Annotated in this window: 15 protein-coding genes; 10 read left to right on the top strand and 5 right to left on the bottom strand. The window is 71.6% G+C overall.

Going from position 1 to position 15,234, the window contains the following annotated elements; all coding sequences use genetic code 11:
* Positions 1-72 precede the first annotated feature (72 nt).
* Positions 73-2,475, top strand: coding sequence for an excinuclease ABC subunit UvrA (locus P3G67_RS06910; RefSeq protein WP_276092654.1), 2,403 nt, complete (start codon positions 73-75; stop codon positions 2,473-2,475).
* 58 nt (positions 2,476-2,533) lie between these two features.
* On the top strand, positions 2,534-3,283 hold the full coding sequence (locus tag P3G67_RS06905) for a GNAT family N-acetyltransferase (RefSeq protein ID WP_276092653.1): 750 nt from the start codon (positions 2,534-2,536) through the stop codon (positions 3,281-3,283).
* 114 nt (positions 3,284-3,397) lie between these two features.
* Here P3G67_RS06905 and P3G67_RS06900 read toward each other — a convergent pair whose 3' ends face one another.
* On the bottom strand, positions 3,398-3,844 hold the full coding sequence (locus tag P3G67_RS06900) for a TIGR03618 family F420-dependent PPOX class oxidoreductase (RefSeq protein WP_269854980.1): 447 nt from the start codon (positions 3,842-3,844) through the stop codon (positions 3,398-3,400).
* Positions 3,845-4,099: 255 nt separating this feature from the next.
* Between P3G67_RS06900 and P3G67_RS06895 the strand changes: the two genes are divergently transcribed.
* The 6 genes from P3G67_RS06895 to P3G67_RS06870 all read left to right on the top strand — a co-directional run bounded on the left by P3G67_RS06895 (position 4,100) and on the right by P3G67_RS06870 (position 9,770).
* Positions 4,100-4,663 (top strand): dihydrofolate reductase family protein, encoded by a 564-nt coding sequence (locus tag P3G67_RS06895; protein ID WP_276092652.1) that lies wholly within the window; start codon positions 4,100-4,102, stop codon positions 4,661-4,663.
* A gap of 219 nt (positions 4,664-4,882) precedes the next feature.
* Positions 4,883-5,911, top strand: a complete 1,029-nt coding sequence (gene argC / locus P3G67_RS06890) for an N-acetyl-gamma-glutamyl-phosphate reductase (protein ID WP_276092651.1) — start codon at positions 4,883-4,885, stop codon at positions 5,909-5,911.
* Between the two features lie 79 nt (positions 5,912-5,990).
* Positions 5,991-7,142: a bifunctional glutamate N-acetyltransferase/amino-acid acetyltransferase ArgJ gene (gene argJ / locus P3G67_RS06885; protein ID WP_269854977.1), complete on the top strand. Its 1,152-nt coding sequence runs from the start codon at positions 5,991-5,993 to the stop codon at positions 7,140-7,142.
* Positions 7,139-8,044, top strand: coding sequence for an acetylglutamate kinase (gene argB / locus P3G67_RS06880; RefSeq protein WP_269854976.1), 906 nt, complete (start codon positions 7,139-7,141; stop codon positions 8,042-8,044). The genes argJ and argB overlap by 4 nt, the downstream gene beginning before the upstream one ends.
* The gene (locus P3G67_RS06875; RefSeq protein ID WP_276092650.1) at positions 8,041-9,234 is read left to right on the top strand and encodes an acetylornithine transaminase; all 1,194 of its coding nucleotides are present in this window, start codon (positions 8,041-8,043) and stop codon (positions 9,232-9,234) included. Before argB ends, P3G67_RS06875 begins: the two co-directional genes overlap by 4 nt.
* A gap of 5 nt (positions 9,235-9,239) precedes the next feature.
* Positions 9,240-9,770, top strand: coding sequence for an arginine repressor (locus P3G67_RS06870; protein ID WP_269855158.1), 531 nt, complete (start codon positions 9,240-9,242; stop codon positions 9,768-9,770).
* Here the strand turns inward: P3G67_RS06870 and P3G67_RS06865 are convergent.
* From P3G67_RS06865 to P3G67_RS06855, 3 genes are read right to left on the bottom strand one after another with little or no spacing between them, the layout of a single operon-like run.
* The gene (locus P3G67_RS06865; RefSeq protein WP_276092815.1) at positions 9,700-10,500 is read right to left on the bottom strand and encodes an FAD:protein FMN transferase; all 801 of its coding nucleotides are present in this window, start codon (positions 10,498-10,500) and stop codon (positions 9,700-9,702) included. The two genes, P3G67_RS06870 and P3G67_RS06865, sit on opposite strands and share 71 nt — an antisense overlap.
* Before the next feature lie 31 nt (positions 10,501-10,531).
* Positions 10,532-10,987 (bottom strand): FMN-binding protein, encoded by a 456-nt coding sequence (locus tag P3G67_RS06860; protein WP_276092649.1) that lies wholly within the window; start codon positions 10,985-10,987, stop codon positions 10,532-10,534.
* A 15-nt stretch (positions 10,988-11,002) separates the two neighbouring features.
* Positions 11,003-12,373: a ferredoxin reductase family protein gene (locus P3G67_RS06855; protein WP_276092648.1), complete on the bottom strand. Its 1,371-nt coding sequence runs from the start codon at positions 12,371-12,373 to the stop codon at positions 11,003-11,005.
* A gap of 126 nt (positions 12,374-12,499) precedes the next feature.
* Between P3G67_RS06855 and P3G67_RS06850 the strand changes: the two genes are divergently transcribed.
* The gene (locus P3G67_RS06850) at positions 12,500-13,252 is read left to right on the top strand and encodes a response regulator transcription factor (RefSeq protein ID WP_276092647.1); all 753 of its coding nucleotides are present in this window, start codon (positions 12,500-12,502) and stop codon (positions 13,250-13,252) included.
* Positions 13,249-14,727: a sensor histidine kinase gene (locus tag P3G67_RS06845; protein WP_276092646.1), complete on the top strand. Its 1,479-nt coding sequence runs from the start codon at positions 13,249-13,251 to the stop codon at positions 14,725-14,727. The genes P3G67_RS06850 and P3G67_RS06845 overlap by 4 nt, the downstream gene beginning before the upstream one ends.
* Here the strand turns inward: P3G67_RS06845 and P3G67_RS06840 are convergent.
* The gene (locus P3G67_RS06840; RefSeq protein ID WP_276092645.1) at positions 14,699-15,082 is read right to left on the bottom strand and encodes a DUF488 domain-containing protein; all 384 of its coding nucleotides are present in this window, start codon (positions 15,080-15,082) and stop codon (positions 14,699-14,701) included. The two genes, P3G67_RS06845 and P3G67_RS06840, sit on opposite strands and share 29 nt — an antisense overlap.
* Positions 15,083-15,234: the final 152 nt, after the last annotated feature.

Below are 15,234 nucleotides of genomic sequence, written 5' to 3'. Positions count from 1 at the left end.
AAGCTGGTCAGATCGAGCCGGGCGACGCAGACAGAGGCCCCGAAGGCGGCCTCGCCCACCTATGGAGACACGATGAGCAAGGCCAAGAGGACGGACACGCAGTCGCCTGCGCAGCACGTTGCCGACAGCCACGATCTGATCCGCGTGCACGGCGCGCGCGAGAACAACCTCAAGGACGTCAGCATCGAGATCCCGAAGCGCAGGCTGACGGTGTTCACCGGCGTCTCCGGCTCGGGCAAGAGCTCGCTGGTGTTCGACACGATCGCCGCGGAGTCGCAGCGGCTGATCAACGAGACCTACAGCGCCTTCGTGCAGGGGTTCATGCCGACGCTGGCGCGGCCCGAGGTCGACGTGCTCGAAGGGCTGACGACCGCGATCATCGTCGACCAGCAGCGGATGGGGGCCGACCCCCGCTCCACGGTCGGCACCGCCACCGACGCCAACGCGATGCTGCGCATCCTCTTCAGCCGGCTCGGGGAGCCGCACATCGGCCCGCCCAGCGCGTACGCCTTCAACGTCCCCTCGGTCCGGGCGAGCGGCGCGATCACCGTTGAGCGCGGTGCCAAGAAGACGGTGAAGCAGACCTTCTCCCGCACCGGCGGCATGTGTGCGCGCTGTGAGGGCCGGGGGTCGGTCTCCGACGTCGACCTCACCCAGCTCTACGACGACTCGAAGTCGCTCGCCGAGGGCGCGATCACCGTCCCCGGCTACAAGGCGGGCGGCTGGAACTACCGGCTCTACAGCGAGTCGGGCTTCTTCGCCGCGGACAAGCCGATCCGCAAGTACACCAAGAAGGAACTGCACGACTTCCTCCACCGCGAGCCGACCAGGATGAAGATCGCGGGCATCAACATGACCTACGAGGGGCTGATCCCGCGGATCCAGAAGTCGATGCTCTCCAAGGACGTCGACTCGCTGCAGCCGCACATCCGGGAGTTCGTGGACCGGGCGATCACCTTCACCGCCTGCCCCGACTGCGACGGAACCCGGCTCAGCGAGGCGGCCCGGTCGTCGAAGATCAAGAAGACCAGCATCGCCGACGCCTGCGCGATGCAGATCAGCGACCTGGCCGAATGGGTCCGCGGCCTCGACGAGCCGTCGGTGGCGCCGCTGCTCACCGCGCTGCGGCACACCCTCGACTCGTTCGTGGAGATCGGCCTGGGCTACCTCTCGCTCGATCGTCCCTCGGGCACGCTGTCGGGTGGCGAGGCCCAGCGCGTCAAGATGATCCGCCACCTCGGCTCCTCGCTCACCGACACCACCTATGTCTTCGACGAGCCCACCACGGGCCTGCACCCCCATGACATCCAGCGGATGAACGACCTTCTGCTACGGCTGCGGGACAAGGGCAACACGGTGCTCGTCGTGGAGCACAAGCCGGAGGTGATCGCGATCGCCGACCACGTCGTCGACCTCGGTCCCGGCGCCGGTACGGCGGGCGGCACCGTCTGCTTCGAGGGCACCGTCGAGGGGCTGCGGGCCGGCGGCACCATCACCGGCCGCCATCTCGACGACCGGGCCGCCGTGAAGGAGACGGTGCGCAAGCCCACCGGCACGCTGGAGATCCGCGGCGCGACGACGCACAACCTGCGCGACGTCGACGTCGACATCCCGCTCGGCGTGCTCACCGTGGTCACCGGCGTCGCCGGCTCCGGCAAGAGCTCGCTCGTGCACGGGTCGCTGCCCCAACAGCCGGGGGCCGATGGTGCGGGTGTGGTTTCGATCGACCAGGGCGCCATCCGCGGCTCGCGACGGAGCAACCCGGCGACGTACACCGGGCTGCTGGAGCCGATCCGCAAGGCGTTCGCGAAGGCCAACGGCCTGAAGCCCGCGCTGTTCAGCGCCAACTCCGAGGGCGCCTGCCCCAACTGCAACGGCGCCGGTGTCATCTACACCGACCTGGCGATGATGGCTGGAGTCACCACCACCTGCGAGGAGTGCGAGGGGAAGCGGTTCGAGGCGTCGGTGCTGGAGTACCGCCTCGGCGGCCGCGACATCAGCGAGGTGCTGGCGATGTCCGTGGCCGAGGCCGAGGAGTTCTTCGGCGCCGGCGAGGCGCACACGCCGGCCGCGCACCGCATACTCGGCCGGCTCGCCGACGTCGGGCTCGGCTACCTCACCCTCGGCCAGCCGCTCACCACGCTGTCCGGCGGCGAGCGGCAGCGGCTGAAACTGGCCACCCACATGGCGGACAAGGGCGGCGTCTACGTCCTCGACGAGCCGACCGCAGGCCTCCACCTCGCCGACGTCGAGCACCTGCTCGGCCTGCTCGACCGGCTCGTCGACTCCGGCAAGTCGGTCATCGTCGTGGAGCACCACCAGGCGGTCATGGCGCACGCCGACTGGATCATCGACCTCGGCCCCGGCGCCGGCCACGACGGCGGCCGGATCGTCTTCGAGGGCACACCGGCTGACCTCGTCGCCGCCCGCTCCACCCTCACCGGCGAGCACCTCGCGGCCTACGTCGGCACCTGACCGAGGCTCTCGCGGAATCCGGTCGCGCTCCGGCTGACGGAGCCGACAGGATGCGGCCATGGCTGACGATCTCTTGCTCGCTCGCGCCCGGGAACTGTGGGCGGAGCTGGCGGGCACACCAGTCGATTTCCGCCCGTCGGGAGATGGGAATGTGGTGGTCGCGCCCGGGTCTCGGTTGTGTCCGCCGTCGTGGACCGGGGTCGTGCGGATCGATGACGCTGCCATCGTCACCGCGCCGAGCGCGCGGACCGCCGGGATGATGGGCGACGCCGCGCGGGAGTTGTCCCTCGAAGAGCTCTTCGATGTCGCTCGTCTGCGTGCGGTGCTGCCTGTACTCGATGTCCTCGGGCCGGCTTCGCTCTTCTATGTCGGCCGGGACGGCTTTCTTCCTGCGCACGAAGTTACCGGGGTCAAGCAGTTGCCGGTTGGTCACGGTACTGGCGGCCTGGCCGAACTGCTGGCCGTGGCCGGGGAGAAGGAGGCAGGCGAGAGCGGTCTGGCGGACATCTCCTCTCCCACGTTCACGCTGCGCCGGGGCGACGAGGTGGTGGCCGCGGCCGGGTACCAGTCATGGCCGCGGTCAGTGGCCCACCTGAGCGTGCTGGTTGCTCCGCACTACCGGGGACGGCACCTGGCCCGGACCGTGGCGTCCGCAGCAGTGGCCCATGCCCTTGATGTCGGATTGCTGCCCCAGTGGAGAGCACGGCCCTATCCATCACAACGGGTGGCTGTAGCTCTGGGTTTCCAGGAACTGGGTGCCCAGCTCAGCGTTCGCCTGGGCAACGCCCCTGCCGACCAGGGCCGGTGAGGACTGCCCCTCCGGCACGGCGCAGGTCGGCAGCGTGGCACCTGCCGACCGTCCTGCCGCCCTGCGACAGGGCGGCCTAGCCGGTGGTGACGGTTGCCACGACGGGGGTGCCTGTCAGGGAGCGGGGACGGGGCCGCCGGGCCGGAACCGCTCCACCCCGACGATGTGCCGCACCTTGACCGGGCGCACGATCACCGCGACCCGCTGCTCTCCCGGCATGAGCCACTCGAAGCGCTCGCTGCCCAGGTACTTGCGGGCCAACTGGTCCATCCGCTCGTGCGCCTCCTCGCCCTCGATGAAGCGGGCCACCACACCACTGATCTGCACTCGGTCGAAGGGGTCCGTGGCGTCCGCGTGCGAGAGATAGACGCGGGGGTCGCGGCGCAGGTTCTCCTCCTTCACCCGACCCACCGAGGTGTTGAACATCAGCTCCCCCTCTCCCTCCAGATCCACCCACATCGGGCTGACCTGTGGTGCTCCGTCGGCGAACACGGTGCCGACGTACCAGATGTTGGGGGCTTGCAGCCGGGCGCGAACGGCTTCGTCGAACGTCGCAGTCATCCCGGGAGGCTATCAACCATGATCGGCGGGACAGCTCGGGAGAGCCGGATTCCGGGGGGCGAAGCCGACGCGGGGCCTGCCCCCTGCGGCCGAGACCGCGCCCAGCGCAGCCTGCCCGAGCGGCCTCCCGTACCACTTCCCACGAAGACCCCGCAGGTGGGAGTGGCGACCGCTACCCTGCTGTGACTGTCGCGATAGATGTCACCGCGGCGTCCGGCGGTCGTACTGGCGAACCCGTCGCCGAGGAGGCCTTTGATGCGCAGCCTGACGTATTCGATGGGCGTCTCACTGGACGGCTACATCGTCGGGCCGGACGGCGGTTTCAACTGGTCGGCGCCCGACGAGGAGGTCTTCCGCTTCGCCACCGACGAGGTACGCGAGACCGGCGTCCACCTGTTGGGACGACGGCTGTACGAGACGATGCTGTACTGGGAGACCGCCGACCAGGATCCATCGCTCGACGCTGGGATGTTCGAATTCGCCGCGATCTGGAAGGCGCTCCCGAAGGTGGTTTTCTCCACCACGCTGTCGGCGGTGCAGGGCAATACCCGCCTGGCGTCCGGTGGCCTGGCGGCGGAGATCGAACGGCTGCGAGCCGAACCGGGGGAGGGCGACATCGCTATCGGCGGCGCGACTCTCGCCGCCGAGGCGGCCGCGCTGGGTCTGATCGACGAGTACCGGGCCAGGGTCTACCCGGTGCTGGTAGGCGGTGGCATTCCGTTCTTTCCCCAGCGCGAGCGCCGAGTGGATCTCGAACTCGTGGAGACCCGCACCTTCGGCTCGAAAGTCGTCTACCTCCGTTACCGCGTGGCGCGCTAGCCAACTCGTCGCGGTGCCAACTGCGGTCACCAGGCGACCAGGTGACATCCATCGCGACCAGTCACACCTGCGGGCGTCTCCCGCGCTCACCTGGCCAACTCAACCGCTCATGGGCCGACCGAAGCGCTCAGTCACATGTGCCGGCCGAGTGCGCAAACGGCGTCATTGCATAAAACTTCGCTGCGCCGTATAGTCATGCCATCGGCGAGGAGGGTTTCGATGGCGTTGCGGGTAGCGGTGGCGGGGGCCAGCGGGTACGCGGGGGGTGAGGTGTTGCGGCTGCTCATGGGGCACTCCCAGGTTCAGATCGGGGCCGTCACCGGGAACTCCAGCGCCGGACAGCCGCTCGGTGCCGTGCAGCCGCATCTGGTGCCGCTCGCCGAGCGGATGCTCGAAGCCACGACGCCCGAGGCGCTCGCCGGGCATGACGTGGTCTTCCTCGCGCTGCCCCACGGGCAGTCCGCCGCCGTGGCGGAGCGGCTCGGCGACGGGACGCTGATCGTGGACTGCGGGGCGGACTTCCGGCTCAAGCGCGCCGCCGACTGGCAGAGGTTCTACGGCTCCGCGCACGCCGGTACCTGGCCGTACGGACTGCCCGAACTGCCCGGTGGGCGGGCCGCGTTGCGGGGGGCCAGGCGGATCGCGGTGCCGGGCTGCTACCCGACCGCCGTGTCGCTCGCGCTGTTCCCCGCGTACGCGGCCGGGCTGGCCGAGCCGGAGGCCGTGGTGGTGGCCGCCTCCGGTACGTCCGGCGCGGGCAAGGCGCCCAAGCCGCACCTGCTGGGCAGCGAGGTGATGGGCTCGATGAGCCCGTACGGCGTCGGCGGCGGGCACCGGCACACCCCGGAGATGGCGCAGAACCTCTCCGCCGCGGCGGGCCGCCCGGTCACCGTCTCGTTCACCCCGACCCTCGCCCCGATGCCGCGCGGGATCCTGGCCACCTGTAGCGCCAAGGCCACCCCGGGCGTGACCGCGCAGTCGCTGCGTTCCGCGTACGAGAAGGCGCTGCGGGACGAGCCGTTCGTCCGTCTGCTGCCCGACGGGCAGTGGCCGTCCACCGCGGCCGTCCACGGCTCCAACTCCGCGCTGCTGCAGGTCGCCTACGACGAGGCGGCGGACCGGATCATCGTCATCAGCGCCATCGACAACCTCACCAAGGGCACCGCGGGCGGCGCGGTGCAGAGCATGAACGTCGCCCTGGGCCTCCCGGAGGAGCTTGGGCTTTCCACGATCGGAATCGCCCCGTGAGCCGCCGGGCCGCCGGGCCGCCGACAACGACTTGCCTCAACCTTCGCCTCGCGGGCGGAGAAGCGAACGGAGAAGCGCAGTGAGTGTCACCGCAGCCAAGGGCTTCACCGCGGCGGGCATCGCCGCCGGGATCAAGGAGAACGGGAACCCCGACCTCGCCCTCGTCGTCAACAACGGCCCGCGCCTGGCCGCGGCCGGTGTCTTCACCGCCAACCGGGTCAAGGCCGCGCCGGTGCTCTGGTCCCAGCAGGTACTCAAGGGCGGCACGGTCTCCGCCGTCGTCCTCAACTCCGGTGGCGCCAACGCCTGTACCGGGCCGCTGGGCTTCCAGGACACCCACGCCACCGCGGAGAAGGCCGCCGAGGTGCTCGGGCTGAGCGCGGGTGAGGTGGCCGTCGCCTCCACCGGACTGATCGGCGTGCGGCTGCCGATGGACAAGCTGCTGCCGGGAGTCGAGAAGGCGGCCGGTGAACTCTCCGCGCACGGCGGGGAGAAGGCCGCCATCGCCATCAAGACCACCGACACCGTGCACAAGACGTCGGTCGTGGAAGGCGACGGCTGGACGGTCGGTGGAATGGCCAAGGGCGCGGGCATGCTCGCACCGGGCCTGGCCACCATGCTCGTCGTCCTCACCACCGACGCCGACGTGGACGCGCCCACCCTGGACAAGGCGCTGCGCGCCGCGACCCGTACCACCTTCGACCGGGTCGACTCCGACGGCTGCATGTCCACCAACGACACCGTGCTGCTGCTCGCCTCCGGCGCCTCCGAAACCACCCCGCCGTACGGGGAGTTCGCCGCCGCCGTCGAGCGGGTCTGCGCGGACCTCGCCCGGCAGCTCATCGGCGACGCGGAAGGCGCCTCCAAGGACATCCGCATCGAGGTGACCAACGCGGCGAGCGAGGACGACGCGGTCGAGGTCGGCCGGTCCATCGCCCGCAACAACCTGCTCAAGTGCGCCATCCACGGCGAGGACCCCAACTGGGGCCGGGTGCTCTCGGCGATCGGCACCACCTCCGCCGAGTTCGACCCGGACGCCCTCAACGTCGCCATCAACGGCGTGTGGGTGTGCAAGAACGGCTCGGTGGGCGAGGACCGGGAACTGGTCGACATGCGCTACCGCGAGGTGCACATCATCGCCGACCTGGCCGCGGGCGGCGACTCCGCCGTCATCTGGGCCAACGACCTCACCGCCGACTACGTCCACGAGAACAGCGCGTACAGCTCATGAGCACCCGCAAGCACACCGCCCTGCCCAAGGCGCAGACCCTCATCGAGGCGCTGCCCTGGCTGACCCGCCACCACGGCAAGACGGTTGTCATCAAGTTCGGCGGAAACGCCATGGTGGACGAGGAGTTGAAGGCCGCCTTCGCGCAGGACGTGGTCTTCCTGCGGCACGCGGGCCTCAAGCCCGTCGTCGTGCACGGCGGTGGCCCGCAGATCAGCTCCCAGCTCGAAAAGCTGGGCCTGACCTCGGAGTTCAAGGCCGGACTGCGGGTCACCACCCCTGAGACCATGGACGTGGTGCGGATGGTGCTCGCCGGTCAGGTGCAGCGCGAGCTGGTCGGCCTGCTCAACCAGCACGGCCCGCTGGCCGTCGGCCTCACCGGCGAGGACGCGCACACCATGAGCGCCGTCAAGCGGTACACCGAGATCGACGGAGAGCGCGTCGACCTGGGCAGGGTCGGCGAGGTCACCGCGATCGACACCGGCGCCATCCAGGCCCTGCTGGACGACGGCCGGATCCCGGTCGTCTCCTCGATCGCCCGCGGCGCCGACGACGGGCAGGTCTACAACATCAACGCCGACACCGCCGCCGCCGCGCTCGCCGCCGCCCTGGGCGCCGAGACGCTGATGGTGCTCACCGACGTGGAGGGGCTGTACGCGGACTGGCCCAACAGCGACGACGTGATCAGCCAACTCACCGCCAGCCAACTGGAGAAGCTGCTGCCCGAGCTGGCCAGCGGCATGGTGCCCAAGATGGAGGGATGCCTGTACGCGGTGCGCAACGGCGTCAACACCGCCCGGGTGATCGACGGACGGGTACAGCACTCCATCCTGCTGGAGATCTTCACCGACGAGGGCATCGGCACCATGGTCGTGCCGGACGGCCCGCAAGGGGGACGGAAATGACGAACGCCGAGCTGACCCGGCGCTGGCGGGGCGCGATGATGGACAACTACGGCACTCCGCGGCTGCCGTTGGCGCGCGGCGCGGGCGCCCGGGTGTGGGACGCCGACGGCAAGGAGTACCTGGACTTCGTCGGCGGCATCGCGGTCAACGCGCTGGGCCACGCGCACCCGGCGATCGCCGACGCCGTCGCCCGGCAGATGACCCAACTCGGCCATGTCTCCAACCTGTTCGTCGCCGAACCGCCGGTGGCCCTCGCCGAACGGCTGCTGCGACTGTTCGGCCGACAGGGCCGGGTCTTCTTCTGCAACTCCGGTGCGGAGGCGGTCGAGGGAGCGTTCAAGATCGCACGGCGTACCGGCCGCACCCACATGGTCGCGGCCCGGGGCGGCTTCCACGGCCGCACCATGGGGGCGCTCGCCCTCACCGGACAGCCCGCCAAGCAGGACCCGTTCCGGCCACTGCCCGGTGACGTCACCCATGTGCCGTACGGGGACGCCGAGGCGCTGCGCGCGGCGGTCACCGAACGGACCGCGGCGGTTGTCCTGGAACCGATCCAGGGCGAGAACGGCGCCGTCGTACCGCCCGAAGGCTATCTGGCCGCGGCCCGGGAGATCACCCGGGCCACCGGGACCCTGCTGGTGCTGGACGAGGTGCAGACCGGCATCGGCCGTACCGGCCACTGGTTCGCCCACCAGGCACAGGGCGTCGAGCCCGATGTGGTCACGCTCGCCAAGGGTCTCGGCGGTGGGCTGCCGATCGGCGCCACCGTCGCCTTCGGGGACGCCGCCGTACTGCTGACGCCCGGCCAGCACGGCACGACGTTCGGCGGCAACCCGGTGGTGTGCGCGGCGGCCCTCGCGGTACTCGACACCATCGAGGGCGACGGGCTGCTGGAGCGGGTCAAGCGCACCGGGGAGCGGCTGCGGGACGGCATCGAGGCGCTGGGACATCCGCTGGTCGACCGGGTACGCGGTGCGGGACTGCTGATCGGTATCGTGCTCACAGAGCCCCTCGCCGCCGAGTTGCAGCAGGCGGCTCAGGACGCCGGATTCCTGGTGAACGCCGCAGTACCCGACACGGTACGACTCGCCCCTCCGCTGATCATCGGGGAGGACGAGGCGGACGCGTTCCTCCGGGCGCTGCCCGGTGTCCTTGAGGTGGCTTACGGGGCACGACGATCCGGAGAATGACGACCATGACCGAGGGGCAGCAGGGCGGCGGCCAGGCCGTACCGCAGACCCGTACCGCGCGACACCGCAGGATCGTGGACATCCTGAACCGGGAGCCGGTGCGGTCGCAGAGCCAACTCGCCAAGATGCTGGCCGACGACGGTCTGAACGTCACCCAGGCGACGCTCTCGCGCGACCTGGACGAACTGGGCGCGGTCAAGATCCGCAACACCGGTGGTGAGCTGATCTACGCGGTGCCGTCGGAGGGCGGGTTCCGTACCCCGATGGCACCGCTGGGCGAGTCAGTGAAGGAGGAGCGGATGGCCCGGCTGGCGGGTGAACTCCTGATCTCCGCGGAGGCGTCGGCCAACCTCGTGGTGCTGCGTACACCACCGGGCGCCGCCCAGTTCCTGGCCTCGGCGATCGACCAGGCGGAGGTGCACGACATCCTGGGCACCATCGCGGGCGACGACACCGTGCTGCTGATCAGCCGCGACCCGACGGGCGGCCAGGCGCTGGCCGACCATCTGCTGCGGCTCGCCCAACGAGACCGTTAGAGGTCCTGACCGGCGCTGGAAACCCGGGAGTTCGCCAGCCGCGGCCGTCGGCGGTGACGGCGAACGCCTCGGCGTGCGGCAGGTCTTCGAGCCACCGCCGCGCCCGGGAGCCCATCGCGAAGGCCGCGGTGGCCCAGGCGTCGGCGTCGGTCAGCGAACGGGCCACCACGGTCACCGAGACCGCTTCGCCCTCCGGTGGCCGCCCGGTGTGCGGGTTGAGGACATGGGCGCCGCGCTCCGCCGTGCCCGAGGTGGCCACCGCCAGCTCCCCGGCGCTCTCCACCACGGTGGCCAGTGCGCCCGGCCGCAGCGGATCGGTGACGCCCACCCGCCAGGGCCGACCGGGTTCCGGCTCGCCGAGCAGCTGGATGTCCCCGCCGCCGTTGACACACACCCCGTACGCGCCCGCCTCCGCGATCATGCGCGCCGCGCGCTCCACCGCCCAGCCCTTGACCAGGCCCGTCGGGTCCAGACCGCCCGCGTAGCCGGTGCTGAACCAGCCGTCGGTCCGCTCCCGTGCCCGCTCGCACAGCCCCAGCACCTCGGCCACCCGCGGATCGCAGTCCGCGAGGCCGAGTTCGCCGCGGGCGAGCCGGGAGAGCTGGCTGTCCGGCCGGTACGTGGAGAAGACGGCGTCCACGGTGTGCAGCGAGGCCACCGCGGCCTCGACGGCGGAGGGCACCCTGAGCCCGGCTCCGTACGCGACGTCGAACGAGAAGACCGTGCCCATGGCCTCCTCGACGTGCCGCAACCGCCGCCGCTCAGCCACCGGCCCGGTCCAACGCGCTCTGCAGGGACTGGATGTAGCCCGCGCTGGTGTAACTGGCCCCGGACACCGCGTCGATGTGCGCGCTCTGCGCGGCGATCGCCTCCCGGGTCAACTGGGGTATCGCATACGAGGCGATCTCCTGGTCACGCGGGTTGTCCGAGGGTGTCCGCAGGGCGGTGACGCCGGTGATCCGGCCGTTGGCGAGGGTCACCTGGACCTGTACCGGGCCGTAGTCGGTCTGCTCGGTGTCGCCGGTGACCGTTCCCGTGTGCTTCGGGCCGCTTGCTCCCGGCGCGCCGCTCGACGACGGCCGGGGGCCGGCCGGGACGGTGGCGTGTGCCAGCGCCGGGGGTGGGGCGGAGTGCGGTTTGAGGGCGAGCAGCAGCACGATCCCGGAGACCGTCGCGGCGGCGCCGAGCACCACCCGGCGCAGTGGGTTCCTGGTCAACTTCGGGGCTCCGGTTCACAGTTCGAATGACTCGTGGTGGATACGGCGGCCGGGCACCCCGGCCGCCCGCAGCGCCGCGTGGGCCTGCTCCATCAAGCCCGGTGGGCCGCAGAGAAAGGCGTCGTGCTCGGCGATGTCCGGCAGCACGGCGCGCAGCGCGTCGGCGCTGAGGTCGGCGCGGCGGCCGTCCGGAGCGTTCACCGCGCTGTACACCCTCGCCCCGCGGGCGTCGGCGATCCGCTCCAACTCGCCCCACAGCGCCAGGCCTTCGGGGGTACTGGCACGGTAGAGCAGGGTCAGCTCGCCGGGCCGGGCGGGCAGCGTCTCGAACAGCGCGCGCAGCGGGGTGATGCCCACGCCTCCGGCGATCAGCAGCACCTTGCGGCGCGAACGGCGGCCCGCGGTGAGCGCCCCGTACGGTCCCTCGGCCCACACCCGGGTGCCCGGGCGCAGCCCCGCCACCGCCGCGCTGTGGCCGCCCGCCGACTTGACGGTGATCCGCAGGAAGTCGTCGCGGGGCGCGGCGGAAAGCGAGTACGGCGTCGAGGTCCAGCGCAGTGACCCGGACAGGAAGCGCCAGCGCAGGAACTGCCCGGCCTCGGCGCCCAGTTCGGACAGATGCTCGCCGCGGATCAGTACCGAGTGGACGTCCGGCGCCTCCCGTACCACCGACTCGACCCGCAGTCGGTGGCGGGCGTTGAGCCGGACCGGGGCCAGCACCCGGTACCACAGCACCAGGCCCGCGGCCCCGCCGTACAGCAGGTACCAGGCGGCCCGCGCCATGCCGTTTCCGGTGAACTGCGCGCCCAGCGAGAGTTGGTGGAAGAAGGCGAGGAAGACCGCCGCATACGTCAACAGGTGCAGGTAGTACCAGGTTTCGTAGGAGACCCGGCGACGCACCGCACGCGCCGAGACCACCGCGACGGCCACCAGGACCGCGGCGCCCAGCGTGCCCTTGAGCATGTCCGGGTAGTGCAGCACCACGTTCAGCGTCTCGCGCACCACGGGGCTGTGGTCCTGCATCGCGTACCCGAGCAGCACGCAGACCGCGTGCACCACCAGCAGACTCACCGTCCACCGCCCGGCCGACGCGTGCCAGCGCGCCACCCGGTCGCTGCCGACCCGCCGCTCCAGCGCGGGCACCCTGGCCATCAGCGCCACCAGCACCGCACACGCGTAGCCGGTCAGCAGCCCGGCGATGCGGCCCGCGCCGACCAGCCAGCCGTCGGCGCCGACCACCGTGGCGGTGCCGGTCCACCACAGGGCGAGCACCGCCGCCGCGCCCGCGTAGACCAGGGCCAGGACCACCGGGGCGGGGTCGCGCCGGGCGCGTAGCGGTGGAGCGGCGTGCCTGCGCACCGCCCGGCCGTCATACGTGGTGGTCACCAGCGGCTCCTTCCGATATCCGGACGGTCCACTGTGCCCCGGGCAGTTCTGATTACCCTCTGAGCAGGCGGCCGCAGAGTACCTTCAGAGCAAACTCAGAGGTGGCCGCGCGATCCTGTAGCCATCATGACGAACCCCAGCATCACTTCCCGCCGCCCGCCCTCGCTCACCCGTGAGGACGGCACCCCCGTCCGCGTCCTGGTCGTGGACGACGAGCCGGATCTGGCCGATGTGCTCTCCGGCGTCCTGCGCTACGAGGGCTGGCAGGTCCGCACCGCCTCCGACGGCGCCTCGGCGCTGGCTGCCGCCCGCGAGCTGCGGCCGGACGCCGTCGTGCTCGACGTCATGCTTCCGGACGTCGACGGCTTCGAGGTGCTGCGCAGGCTGCGCGCCGAGCAGCCGCAGGTGTGTGTGCTGTTCCTCACGGCGCGGGACGCGGTGGAGGACCGTATCGCCGGGATCACCGCGGGCGGCGACGACTACGTCACCAAGCCGTTCAGCCTGGAGGAGGTGGTCGCCCGGCTGCGCGGGCTGCTGCGCAGGGCGGGCATGACGCGTCTTCGCGACGAGGATGGTTCACTTCTCATCGTGGGCGACCTGGTGATGGACGAGGACGCCCGGGAGGTGACCAGGTCCGGTGATCTGGTGGAACTGTCCAGGACCGAGTTCGAGCTGCTGCGCTACCTGATGCGCAACCCGCGCCGGGTGCTCAGCAAGGCGCAGATCCTCGACCGGGTCTGGTCCTACGACTTCGGAGGCAAGGCGCACGTGGTGGAGCTGTATGTGAGCTACCTGCGCAAGAAGATCGACGCGGGCCGCACCCCGATGATCCACACGGTCCGAGGCGCGGGCTACGTGCTGAAACCGGCGGACCGGTGACCCGACCGCCGCTGCGCCGAATCGCCTCCCGGCTCCGCCCTCGCACCCTGCGGGCCCGGCTGACCTGCGGGCTCGTCGTGCTGCTCGCGGTCGGCTGCGCGGCGGTCGGGGTGGCGGCGGTGCTGTCGCTGGGCGGCTTCCTGAGCAACCAGTTGGACCAGCAGCTCAGCGAGGCGGGCGGCCGGTTCCCGGCCAGCCTGGAGCACGGCGGGCGCGGCGACCCCGCGGACGGCGGCGCCGGGGGAGTACGGGCGGACACCCGTCGGCAGGCGCCCGGCACCTTCGGGGCGCGGCTGCTGCACGGGCGGGTGACCGACGTGGCCGTGGTGCGGTCCTCGGGCGCCGACACCGCGGTGTCGCTGGACGCCGCCGACGAGAAGGCGCTGGCCGCCCTGCCCACGGACGGGCACGCCCAGGACGTGCAGCTGTCGACGCTGCACCGCTACCGGGTGGCGGCGGTGCGGGGACACGACGGGGACGTACTGGTCACCGGGCTGCCTCTGGAGGACGTCGAGGCGGCGGTGCACCGGCTTGAGCTGGTGTCGGCCACGGTGTTCGGCGCGGTGCTGCTGGTGGCGGGGGTGGCCGGGGCGCTCTGGGTGCGCTGGAGCCTGCGCCCGCTGAGCCGGGTGGCGGCGACCGCGGCGTCGGTGACCCGGCTGCCGTTGGCCAGCGGTGAGGTGACGCTGCCCGCGCGGGTGCCGGACGCGGATCCGCGGACCGAGGTCGGGCGGGTCGGCTCGGCGTTCAACCTCATGCTCAGCCATGTCGAGGACGCGCTGTCGCAGCGGCACGCCAGCGAGGAGCGGCTGCGGCGGTTCGCCGCCGACGCCAGCCATGAGCTGCGCACCCCCGTCGCCTCCATCCGCGGCCACGCCGAGCTGGCGTTGCGGCATCCCGGCCCGGTGCCGCCGGAGATCACCCACGCGGTGCGGCGGGTGGCGGCGGAGTCCGGGCGGATGGGGGAGATGGTCGACGACCTCCTGCTGCTGGCCAGGCTGGACGCGGGACGGCCGCTGGAGCGGGACCCGGTAGACCTGACACGGCTGGTGCTGGACGCGACCGACGACGCACGGGTGGCGGGGCGCGGTCACCGGTGGACGCTGGACCTGCCGGAGGAGCCGGTCGCCGTCTGCGGTGACCGGCACCGACTGCACCAGGCGTTGGCCAATCTGTTGGCCAACGCGCGGGTGCACACCCCGGAGGGGACGACGGTCGAGGTGGGGCTGCGGGACACCGGCTCGCACGCGGTGCTGACCGTCACCGATGACGGACCCGGCGTGCCCGAGGCCGCACAGGCCACCGTCTTCGAGCGGTTCACCAGGGCCGACTCCCGCCGTCACGCCTCCGGCGGCGGCGCGGGCCTGGGCCTGGCCATCGTCGCCGGGGTGACCGCCGCGCACGGTGGTAGCGCGGAGATCGACAGCCGTCCCGGCCGGACGGTCTTCACGCTGCGCCTCCCGCACCGCGCTTGATCAGTTCAGCCAGTACGGGAGCCTGTGAGCGCTCGACACTCTTGGTCGCGGTCAGCAGGGTGAGCGGTCCCTTCGCTGCGAGGTCCCGCAGGCGCCTGACCGCCGCCCGGTGTTCGGGGTCGGCCAGCTCGTCCTGGTAGCGCCTGCGGAACTCCGCGTACCGCTCGGGCTCATGCCCGTACCACTTGCGCAGTTCGGTGGACGGCGCCGCGTCCTTCGCCCACTCGTCCAGTCCAGCGCGCTCCTTGGCCAGGCCGCGGGGCCAGACCCGGTCCACCAGCACCCGAGTCCCGTCCTCGACCCGCGGCTCGTCATAGACCCGCCGCACCCGCACATCGTGCCGTCGCTCAGTCATGGCAGCCTCCGCCCACGTCTGCACGCTAACGCTGGCCGCGCCCGGCCGCCTGGGCTGCGGCCAGACCCGGCCGGCCTCCGCCGGCGCGGTCTTTTTGGGCTTCGCGTCGGCCCTCCCGGCGCCTGGAGAAGCCCCCTCGAAGTCCTGGCCTC

Origin of the sequence: Streptomyces silvisoli (assembly GCF_029269905.1) — a bacterium.
In the GTDB taxonomy this organism is placed as follows: domain Bacteria; phylum Actinomycetota; class Actinomycetes; order Streptomycetales; family Streptomycetaceae; genus Streptantibioticus_A; species Streptantibioticus_A silvisoli_A.
This window is presented reverse-complemented; position numbering and strand designations above follow the sequence as displayed.

Coding starts and splice junctions, on each gene's coding strand:
- argC (WP_276092651.1), top strand. CDS start 4,883: ATGGCGTTGCGGGTAGCGGTGGCGGGGGCCAGCGGGTACGCGGGGGGT.
- P3G67_RS06840 (WP_276092645.1), bottom strand. CDS start 15,082: ATGACTGAGCGACGGCACGATGTGCGGGTGCGGCGGGTCTATGACGAG.
- P3G67_RS06850 (WP_276092647.1), top strand. CDS start 12,500: ATGACGAACCCCAGCATCACTTCCCGCCGCCCGCCCTCGCTCACCCGT.
- P3G67_RS06865 (WP_276092815.1), bottom strand. CDS start 10,500: ATGGGCACGGTCTTCTCGTTCGACGTCGCGTACGGAGCCGGGCTCAGG.
- P3G67_RS06910 (WP_276092654.1), top strand. CDS start 73: ATGAGCAAGGCCAAGAGGACGGACACGCAGTCGCCTGCGCAGCACGTT.
- P3G67_RS06900 (WP_269854980.1), bottom strand. CDS start 3,844: ATGACTGCGACGTTCGACGAAGCCGTTCGCGCCCGGCTGCAAGCCCCC.
- P3G67_RS06895 (WP_276092652.1), top strand. CDS start 4,100: ATGCGCAGCCTGACGTATTCGATGGGCGTCTCACTGGACGGCTACATC.
- P3G67_RS06905 (WP_276092653.1), top strand. CDS start 2,534: ATGGCTGACGATCTCTTGCTCGCTCGCGCCCGGGAACTGTGGGCGGAG.
- P3G67_RS06875 (WP_276092650.1), top strand. CDS start 8,041: ATGACGAACGCCGAGCTGACCCGGCGCTGGCGGGGCGCGATGATGGAC.
- argB (WP_269854976.1), top strand. CDS start 7,139: ATGAGCACCCGCAAGCACACCGCCCTGCCCAAGGCGCAGACCCTCATC.
- P3G67_RS06870 (WP_269855158.1), top strand. CDS start 9,240: ATGACCGAGGGGCAGCAGGGCGGCGGCCAGGCCGTACCGCAGACCCGT.